This is a genomic window from Actinosynnema sp. NPDC023658 (assembly GCF_040639995.1).
GTDB lineage: Bacteria > Actinomycetota > Actinomycetes > Mycobacteriales > Pseudonocardiaceae > Actinosynnema.
Genome location: NZ_JBFAAX010001034.1, coordinates 1 through 1,890 on the forward strand (window position 1 = coordinate 1; position 1,890 = coordinate 1,890).

A 1,890-nucleotide genomic window follows, 5' to 3' on the forward strand; every position below is an offset into this window, starting at 1 on the left:
CGCCTGGTACGGGCGGGAGGCGGAGAGCTACGTCGACCGCAAGGACGGCACGCCGATCGGCGTCCACTCGTCCACCGTGGACCAGCAGTACGTCGACTACCACCGCCCGCAGGACCACGGCAACCACACCGACTCCCGCTGGGCCCTGCTCACCGACGGGCGCACCGGCGGCCTGCTGGTGGCCGGCGCGAAGGACGTCAGCGTGTCCCCGTACGACGACCTCGACCGGGCCGCGTACCCGTTCCAGCTCCAGCGCAACAAGGGCTGGGTGACCCTGCACGCGAGCCACGCCGTGACGGGCGTCGGTGACACCCCCAACCCGGTGCGCCAACGCAACCAGGTGCGCCCGGACACCACCTACGAGTACACGCTCACACTGCGCCCGCTGACCGTCCCGGAAGCACGCTCGGGCCTGCCCGCCGGAGCGTGAGCCCGACGTGACGCGGGAAGGACCGGGTTCGTCGGGTGCGCCCTGCCCGACGAACCCGGTTCACGGCCGTCACACCGCCGCGTCCAGGCGTCGGCGCTGCTCGGCGGTCAGCTCCAGCGACACCCCGGCGACGGCTTCGTCCAGCTGCTCGACCGTGCTGACGCCCACGACGGGGGTGACCGCCGGGTGCTGCCCGGCCAACCACGCCAGCACCACCTGGTTGCGGCCGGTGCCGGTCTCGGCGGCGACCTCGTCCAGCGCGGCGAGGCGGCGGGTGGTGCCGGGGTGGTCGTACTCGGCGGACAGCGGCTTGTCCGGGCGGCTGTAACCACCGCTGAGCAGCGGCGTGTACGACCACAGCGCCACGTCGGGGTGGTGTTCCAGGTAGTGGAGCACCTCGTCGGTGACGACGCCGAACCGGTGCGACACGGTGGGGCGGGTGCCGGGCCGCGGGGACAGGTAGGTGTGGTGCTGCTGCACGGCGGTGAAGCCGGTGCCGCCGCCGGCCCGCGCGAGCTGCCGCGCCCGTTCGACCTGCCAGATCGGGTAGTTGGAGCAGCCGAGCCGGTCGACCACGCCCGCGGCCACCAGCTCGTCGAACGCGGCGACCGTCTCCTCCAGCGGCGTGGCCGGGTCGGGCATGTGGGCCCAGTACAGCTCGACGCGGTCGGTGCCGAGCCGCCGCAGGCTGCCCTCGACCGCGCTCTTGACGGCACCGGCCGAAAGGCCTTCGGACCGCCCGTCCGGAGTGGGCGCGGCACCCACCTTGGTGCTGATCCGGACGCGGTCGCGAAGCCCGGGTCGGGCAGCGAGCCAGCGCCCGATCACGGTCTCGCTCCGACCACCGGCACCCGAGGGGTCCACCCAGAACGCGTAGGAGTCGGCGGTGTCGATCCACACCCCACCGGCGTCCACGAAGCGGTCCAGCAGCTCGAACGACCGGCGCTCGTCGGTGGTCGTGCCGAACCACATGGCGCCCAGCGCCAGGTTGTCAATCATGACCGTCACGGTAGGACGATCCGGCTCGGCATTACGCTCCAATCCCGTGGTGGTTTCCCGGACCAATTTCGCGTGGGCGACGTTGCTGGACCTCGGCTCGCGGGAGCGCGGGCGCCTGCACGACCGCGTGGCGCACGCGTTGCGCACGGCGATCCGGGACGGCCGGCTGGCGGAGGGCGCCGCCGTGCCACCGAGCCGGGCGCTCGCGGAGGAGCTCGGCTGCTCGCGCTGGGTCGTGACCGAGGCGTACGGGCAGCTCGTCGCCGAGGGGTACCTGTCGGCCCGGGTGGGTTCCGCGACCCGGGTGTCGTGGTCACCGGAGACCCCGCCGGCGAGACACCGCCCGCAGCGCGCGCCGGCCGTGACCGACCGTCTGCTCCAGCAGGGCGGTCAGCACGTTCATGCCGAGCCGACCCGCGAGTAGCCAGGTGTCCGGCCTGGAGGTTACGGTCAGCCACAAC

Annotated in this window: 2 protein-coding genes and 1 pseudogene; 2 read left to right on the forward strand and 1 reads right to left on the reverse strand. The window is 73.2% G+C overall.

What is annotated here, in order from left to right; genetic code table 11:
• Positions 1-430: pseudogene (locus tag AB0G02_RS37745) on the forward strand (glycoside hydrolase family 2); the annotation flags it as partial.
• Positions 431-499: 69 nt separating this feature from the next.
• Here the strand turns inward: AB0G02_RS37745 and AB0G02_RS37750 are convergent.
• Positions 500-1,429, reverse strand: a complete 930-nt coding sequence (locus AB0G02_RS37750; protein ID WP_360804566.1) for an aldo/keto reductase — start codon at positions 1,427-1,429, stop codon at positions 500-502.
• Positions 1,430-1,475: 46 nt separating this feature from the next.
• On the opposite strand from AB0G02_RS37750, the gene AB0G02_RS37755 reads away from it, so the two are divergent.
• Positions 1,476-1,853: a winged helix-turn-helix domain-containing protein gene (locus tag AB0G02_RS37755; RefSeq protein WP_360804569.1), complete on the forward strand. Its 378-nt coding sequence runs from the start codon at positions 1,476-1,478 to the stop codon at positions 1,851-1,853.
• The last annotated feature ends 37 nt before the right edge of the window (positions 1,854-1,890 follow it).

Bases quoted from the DNA above. Each gene is read 5' to 3' on its own strand.
- AB0G02_RS37750 (WP_360804566.1), bottom strand. From the start codon at position 1,429: ATGATTGACAACCTGGCGCTGGGCGCCATGTGGTTCGGCACGACCACC.